Below are 6,850 nucleotides of genomic sequence, written 5' to 3' on the forward strand. Positions count from 1 at the left end.
AGAGCAAAAAAACAGACGCCGCAAAAGCGACGTCTGTTTTTCATACCCTATACGATTCGTTTACGAAGTGTTCCCGAAATGTAATCAATGATCGATACGGTAACGATAATACCGATCAGGATGATACCGACACGCGGCCACTGCCTCGCATTGAGCGCGAAGATCAGCGGAGTACCGATCCCGCCCGCACCGATGATCCCGAGCAAAGTCGCCGAACGCACGTTAATCTCAAAACGATACAACGTATACGAGATGAAGTCCGGGATAACCTGCGGAATAACGGCGTAAGCCATCCGCTGCCAGATGTTCGCGCCAACGGCGGTCATTGCTTCGGAAGGACCCATATCCATGTTCTCGATGGCCTCGGCGTAGAGCTTGCCCAGCATCCCCACGGAGTGCAAGCCTAAAGCCATAACCCCCGCATAGGCATTGGGCCCGACAGCTTTGATAAAGATCAGAGCCATAATAATCTCTGGAATTGTCCGCACGACGCTGAGGAACAATTTCCCTGTTCCCGATACGGCGCGGAAACGACTCATGTTGGCTGCTGCCCAGAAAGCGAACGGCAAGCAGACAATGGCTGAGACAAAGTTGCCCAGATACGAAATCGATAACGTTTCGAGCAGGGAACGAAGCAAGTCTTCCCCTTCCGGGATATATACATAGGCCCAATCCGGATGAAATAATCCTGTAAACATCGCCTTCGTTAAAATCCAAGTTGTCGGTTGGAAACCAGTTAGTTCAAGACCCGTCAACGACCATACAAATAGGGCAATGAGCGCTAACCAACCAACGATTTTGTAAGTGCGCGCGCGAGTTTCGGACATCGGCTTTGCACTGCCTTTTAACAAATAGGAACGGAAACGCGTGCTTACCAAGTCGATAATGACGACTACTAATAACGTATAAATAACGATTGCACAGGACTGATCGTAGCGGAACAGATCGAGTGTGTTTTTGAGCAGCAAGCCGATTCCACCGGCTCCAACTAAACCAAGAATGGCCGAGGCACGAATGCTCACTTCAAAGGTGTACAGTAAATGAGCTAAGTACGTTGGCGCAACTTGAGGGAGAACGCCGAAACGAATCAGTTTAAGCTTGTTAGCACCAACAGCCGTCATCGCTTCAAGAGGTCCCGGATCAATCGCTTCGGTTGATTCATAGGAAAGCTTGGATAAGATACCGAAGGTAAAGAATATCAAAGCCAGCGTACCCGCCGTAGGACCAAAGCCTACTAATACAGCAAACAAAGCCGCGTATAGCAAGTCCGGAATCGTACGGATTAAATTCATAATGAATCTAGCCGGATAGTATAACCATGGTGATGTCGTTACATTTCGTGCAGCAAGCAGGGCCATTGGGTAAGCAAACAACGCGCCTACAACCGTACCAATAATGGACATTTGCAGGGTCTGCGCCATCGGCTTCCAAATATCAGCAAAAAACAGCCAGTCTGGCGGGAACATTTCACCAATGAATTTAAGAATCTCAGGTGTCCCTGTCACGAGCTTGCTCAGTGTCGCATCCGTCTGATAAATGCTTCCAATCAGGAAAAGCACCATAATGACAATAATGAGATAAAACTTCGTACGAGGAGGTTTATTGACGGTCGTTGGTTTCTTGACGGTCGTTGGTTTCTTGACGGTCGTTGCACTCATCCCTCCTGCACCCCCAAAAGCTCATCTTTCTTAATGGCGCGGCCATAAATCTCCGAGAAAACATCATCCGTTGCTTCGGCAACAGGTCCGTCGTACACGACTTTACCTGCGCGAAGTCCAATAATGCGTGTTGCATACTCACGAGCCAAGTCGATAAAGTGGAGGTTAACAACGGTTGTTATCCCTAAATCTTTATTGATACGCTTCAGGTCGTCCATAACTTGTCTGGTCGTCAGAGGATCCAAGGAGGCTACGGGTTCGTCTGCCAAAATGATTTTAGCCTCTTGAGCCAGTGCTCTGGCGATCGATACCCGCTGCTGTTGACCGCCGGACAATTCATCGGCGCGTGAATAAGCTTTCTCCCGAATATTGACACGTTCCAGTGCTTTCAGGGAAAGTTCGACATCTTCTTTAGGAAACAAACCGAATATTGTACGCAGCGTAGAGTGATAACCAACTCGGCCGGAAAGAACGTTACGAATAACGGTTGAACGTTTGACTAGGTTAAAGGTTTGGAAAATCATGCCGATATCTCTGCGCATGCGACGCAATCCTGCACCGTTCGCCTTTGTAATCGATTTACCGTCGATTAATATTTCACCATCTGTCGTTTCATGCAAACGATTAATGGAACGCAATAGTGTCGATTTGCCTGCTCCCGATAAACCAACAATAACAACGAATTCGCCGGGATGAATAGTCAGGTTAATGTCATTCAATCCAACCGTTCCGTTAGGATATACTTTGGAAAGATGTTTAAACTCAATCATATAAGTCCTACTTTCTTTAAATGGTATCAAATATCAGACAGACTACATTCAACGTTTTTCGGCAAAATCCTTTTTTCTAGGATAACCTTTAGAAAAAATTCATATTCCAATGTTCACCATGACAAAAAAAGGAAGCCCCAGAGCAATTCTGAGGCCGCCGTGATGGGTCAAACTTTTGCGCTCCAGCGTTCTTCAATCTTCATTCCTTTCCATACAGCGACAGAAATAATCCACGCCACAATGAACAAAGCGACCAAGATGTAACCCAGCGTTCCGAAGTCAATGTCCTGCAGCCAAGTCCAGAATGATCCTTCCATCCCGAATTCTTCGGAAAGCACTTGCCCTAATTCAATTACGCCAATAATGAGCGCAGCTATGACAGCCAAAGCAGTTACGGTCAAATTGTAGTACAGCTTGCGCACAGGGGTATGGAAAGCCCATTTGTAAGCTTTGGTCATAAACATGCCGTCTGCTGTGTCAAAAAGGCTCATTCCTGCTGCGAACAGCAAGGGAAGCGAGATAACTCCGATGAAGGGGATCGCTTCTTTGGCCGCATGGGCCGAGATCGCAAGCAGGGCGATTTCACTCGCTGTGTCAAAACCAAGGCCGAAGAGAAAACCTAACGGATATACATGCCAGCTTTTGCCTATGAAAGAAAATAGCGGTTTGATCAAACGAGTGATGAAGCCGCGGGACTCCAGCAGCTCTTCAAATTCCTTATCATCGGCCGACTTGCCGCGGGACTTCAGGAACATTTTATACAAACTAATGAGGATAATTAAATTCAGCACACCAATTAAAACAAGAAAAAGTCCAGATACCGAAGCGCCGATAACGCCGCCATAACGCTGCAGCCAAGGAAGCTCACGCTCTGCCCATTGCACGGAAAATGCCGTCACAATCGCCATGATAAATACGACCGAGGAATGTCCGAGCGAGAAATAGAAACCAACACCTAATGGATTCCGCTTCTGCTGAACAAGCTTACGAACTGTGTTATCAATGGCCGCAATATGATCAACGTCGAACGCATGCCGCATCCCTAATGTATAGGCGAGTAGTCCAATTCCCCAAAAAGCAGGCGAAGTCTTAGCCACACTGTACAATCCAATTAGCCCGATAATATGTAAGAGAGCGATAAAAGCAAAATATCCACCCCAGCTTTTTTTCTGCTGCATGATTGATTTCAACATGTGTGTAACACCATCCCCTTCAATACGTAACACGATTTAGTAATAATGTAGCACACGTGTGCATGATTTGAGAAGTACCTCGTTCATATTTTTGTGAAGATATCTAACACTTCTCTGCTATAATAGAATCCGTTCCAAAGTTTGTGTATAAAAAGGAGTTGGTATACCCGATGTCTCTTCGTGTTTTTAAGCTATTTACGATATTCATTCCCGTCATTATCATCGGTGGATTCGAATATATTCGCCATGAATTTCTGCTCAATTATTTAACGATGGAAGCCGGTAATTTCTTAATTACGGTCATTACTTTGCTGCTCTCCTACTTGTTCGCTTCTTGGATGTTTGAAAGTATTGAACGGAGCAATGAGAAGGTAACCATGGGTGAAGCCCGCAGGGCGGTCTATGAAGAACGCGAAAGGCTGGCCCGAGAGCTGCACGATGATTTGGCTCAAACCCTTTTCTTCCTGAATGTAAAGTTGAAGCAGGGTGATATAGAGGAAGCAAAAGCCGCTGTTTCTGAAATCGACAATTCCCTTCGGCAGGCAATCTTCAATCTGCGGACACCTCCGGAGGAAGGAACCGGCCTGGAACAACGCATCCACAAATTCCTGAAAGATTGGCAACTGGTAACCGGTATTGAGCTTCAGGAAAAGCTGCAAATTGAAGCGCACCATTTTTCTGCTGCTGAGGAGGTTCAGCTCTTCGGTATCATTCAGGAAGCCTTCACTAACATTCGCAAGCATTCACAGGCAACAGAAGCCACGATTGTGCTGAAAGCTCAGCCAGAGTCTTGGCTGCTGCACATTACGGATAACGGCTGCGGCTTGCAGCTGCACGGTGAAAAGAGCAAAAAGTACGGCATTGAGCTGATGCAAAAACGCGCAGCTGAACTTGATGCAGCCTTCGAACTTACCACGAAGGACCCAGAAACAACGGGAACCGGTACTTCGCTGGTTGTACGTGGAGATAGGAGGACTGAATAATGGCGCATAACCAACCGTTTCGTGTGCTCATCGTGGACGATCATCCGCTGGCTAGGAAAGCGATTCGCAGCATGCTTGAGCCCGCTTCTGATTTTTATATTGTGGGGGAAGCCAGCAGTGGAGAAGAAGCCTTGCTTTTGTGCGGAGAAGTTGCGCCGGAGGTGGTTTTAATGGATATTCACATGTCCCCGATGGATGGATTAGAAGCTACACGCCGCATTAAGCAGCAGTATGGAGCGATTCGCATTATTATGCTCACTGTCTCCGACGATGTCGCTGACCTGTTTACCGCGCTGCAATTCGGTGCCCAAGGATATTTGCTTAAAAATATGGATCCGGATGAATGGCTCACCTACTTGCGCGCGCTTCTCGACGATCATTCGGAGGCCGCCCGGGGGATGGCAGACAAGCTTTTCCAGCGGTTCCGTGCACCCCTAGGAGCCTATACGGAAGGTCCAACACCCAGCATGCTAACCTCTCGTGAACAAGAAATTACGTCTTATGTTGCCCAAGGGGATAACAATCGGCAGATCGCAGAGAAACTGTTGATTTCGGAACATACGGTTAAAAATCATATGAAAAACATTTTAGATAAACTGGGACTTGAGAATCGTGTCCAACTCACAGGCTTCGCCATCAAGCACGGAATGACACGAAAAGGACAAAACTAGTCGAAAAAATAGCCCACTCGAGTCATACTCTTACGCTTACCGATCAGGTAACATGGACAACATGAGAAGAGTTGATTCGAAAGGGGAACACAAACACATGTTCAAAAAGATTATGCTTCATACAGGTATTTTGCTTATCACATCAATGCTGCTTGCAGGGATTGCAAGTGCCCATGTTGTCGTTTATCCGAAGGAAGCTACTCAAGGCAGCTATGAGAAATTCACAGTTCGCGTGCCTTCCGAGAAAGATATACCTACTACGAAGGTAGAAGTGAAATTCCCGATTGATTCCGTAGCTATTTCACGATTCGAGCCAAAAGCTGGCTGGACCTATGAAATTGCTAAAGACGCCGCGGGTAAAATTACAGGAGTTACTTGGAAAGCATCCGGGGATGGACTGGCGAGCACAGAATTCGGAGATTTCAGCATGCAAGGCAAGGTTGCCGATGCTGCGACGCAAATCGTTTGGAAAGCTTACCAAACGTATAAAGATGGCAGTGTTGTAGAATGGGTTGGGGCAGATGGCTCGGACAAGCCCGCTTCCGTTACAACTGTGAAAACCAAAGCAGCAGCTGGCGCTGTGACAGATAGTCACGGTCAGGTAACAGCTGGCGCAGCTGCGACGAGCAGTGGAGCTGGCTCGTCCTCGAACACTTCGTTGTACTTGTCAATTGCAGCAGTGGTGCTCGGCGCCTTATCTTTACTCGTTTCACTTACTAAAAAACGCAGATAATATGGAGACCGTAGGGCTTGTTGCCTACGGTTTTTTGTTTGTTGGGCGGGCTGGGGGAACCTTGGCACGCACGCTGGGGAGATTCGCCGGATTCGCTGCGCGTAAGGCTGTTTTTCGGCCTTACGGTGAGGATTCGGCCAAATGCGGCGGGCTTAAGGCTGTGAAACAGCCTTATCTTCCCTGCGCGGCCTGATTTCAGCCGGCTTTGCTGTCCGTAAGGCTGTTTTTCGGCCTTACGGTGGGGATTCGGCCTGATGCCGCGGGCTTAAGGCTGTGAAACAGCCTTATCTTCCCCGCGCGGCCAGATTTCAGCCGGATTCGCTGCGCGTAAGGCTGTTTTTCGGCCTTACAGTGGGGATTCGGCCCGATGCCGCGGGCTTAAGGCTGTGAAACAGCCTTATCTACCCCGCGCGGCCAGATTTCCGCCTGCTTCGCTGCACGTAAGGCTGTTTTTCGGCCTTACGGTGAGGATTCGGCCCGATGCCGCGAGCTTAAGGCTGTGAAACAGCCTTATCTACCCCGCGCGGCCAGATTTCCGCCTGCTTCGCTGCACGTAAGGCTGTTTTTCGGCCTTACGGTGAGGATTCGGCCCGATGCTGCGAGCTTAAGGCTGTGAAACAGCCTTATCTCCTCTGCGCGGCCAGGTTTCCGCCGGATTCGCTGCGCGTAAGGCTGTTTTTCGGCCTTACGGTGAGGATTCGGCCGGATGCCGCGGGCTTAAGGCAATAGCTTTGCATTGAAGCTTACATGTGCGAACTAGGCCCCATCCCTATCTCGAAGCAAATAGATCCAGAACCTAAAAGAGGTTGAATTGGATACTTTGCCTTGACTTCGATTATTAA

Annotated in this window: 6 protein-coding genes; 3 read left to right on the forward strand and 3 right to left on the reverse strand. The window is 48.2% G+C overall.

What is annotated here, in order from left to right; all coding sequences use genetic code 11:
* Nucleotides 1-47 precede the first annotated feature (47 nt).
* The 3 genes from phnE to HQN90_RS36855 form a co-directional block, all read right to left on the reverse strand.
* Nucleotides 48-1,658 (reverse strand): phosphonate ABC transporter, permease protein PhnE, encoded by a 1,611-nt coding sequence (gene phnE, locus HQN90_RS39455; protein WP_275942655.1) that lies wholly within the window; start codon nt 1,656-1,658, stop codon nt 48-50.
* Entirely contained in the window at nt 1,655-2,428 is a 774-nt protein-coding gene (phnC, locus tag HQN90_RS36850) for a phosphonate ABC transporter ATP-binding protein (RefSeq protein WP_173227803.1), read from the reverse strand. The genes phnE and phnC overlap by 4 nt, the downstream gene beginning before the upstream one ends.
* Before the next feature lie 167 nt (nt 2,429-2,595).
* The gene (locus HQN90_RS36855) at nt 2,596-3,621 is read right to left on the reverse strand and encodes a HoxN/HupN/NixA family nickel/cobalt transporter (RefSeq protein ID WP_216855566.1); all 1,026 of its coding nucleotides are present in this window, start codon (nt 3,619-3,621) and stop codon (nt 2,596-2,598) included.
* A gap of 170 nt (nt 3,622-3,791) precedes the next feature.
* Here HQN90_RS36855 and HQN90_RS36860 point away from each other — a divergent pair, with 170 nt between their 5' ends.
* From HQN90_RS36860 to HQN90_RS36870, 3 genes are all read left to right on the forward strand, one after another.
* The gene (locus tag HQN90_RS36860; RefSeq protein WP_173227804.1) at nt 3,792-4,604 is read left to right on the forward strand and encodes a sensor histidine kinase; all 813 of its coding nucleotides are present in this window, start codon (nt 3,792-3,794) and stop codon (nt 4,602-4,604) included.
* Complete coding sequence (locus tag HQN90_RS36865) at nt 4,604-5,275, forward strand: response regulator (RefSeq protein WP_173227805.1); 672 nt, start codon at nt 4,604-4,606, stop codon at nt 5,273-5,275. The genes HQN90_RS36860 and HQN90_RS36865 overlap by 1 nt, the downstream gene beginning before the upstream one ends.
* A gap of 97 nt (nt 5,276-5,372) precedes the next feature.
* Complete coding sequence (locus HQN90_RS36870; protein ID WP_246363011.1) at nt 5,373-6,008, forward strand: YcnI family copper-binding membrane protein; 636 nt, start codon at nt 5,373-5,375, stop codon at nt 6,006-6,008.
* The last annotated feature ends 842 nt before the right edge of the window (nt 6,009-6,850 follow it).

This window comes from Paenibacillus alba, from assembly GCF_013204855.1.
Classification (GTDB): domain Bacteria; phylum Bacillota; class Bacilli; order Paenibacillales; family NBRC-103111; genus Paenibacillus_E; species Paenibacillus_E alba.

What these genes read in the sequence shown, in the direction of transcription:
- HQN90_RS36860 (WP_173227804.1), top strand. Translation starts at nt 3,792, where the DNA reads ATGTCTCTTCGTGTTTTTAAGCTATTTACGATATTCATTCCCGTCATT.
- HQN90_RS36865 (WP_173227805.1), top strand. Translation starts at nt 4,604, where the DNA reads ATGGCGCATAACCAACCGTTTCGTGTGCTCATCGTGGACGATCATCCG.
- phnC (WP_173227803.1), bottom strand. Translation starts at nt 2,428, where the DNA reads ATGATTGAGTTTAAACATCTTTCCAAAGTATATCCTAACGGAACGGTT.
- HQN90_RS36870 (WP_246363011.1), top strand. Translation starts at nt 5,373, where the DNA reads ATGTTCAAAAAGATTATGCTTCATACAGGTATTTTGCTTATCACATCA.
- HQN90_RS36855 (WP_216855566.1), bottom strand. Translation starts at nt 3,621, where the DNA reads ATGTTGAAATCAATCATGCAGCAGAAAAAAAGCTGGGGTGGATATTTT.
- phnE (WP_275942655.1), bottom strand. Translation starts at nt 1,658, where the DNA reads ATGAGTGCAACGACCGTCAAGAAACCAACGACCGTCAAGAAACCAACG.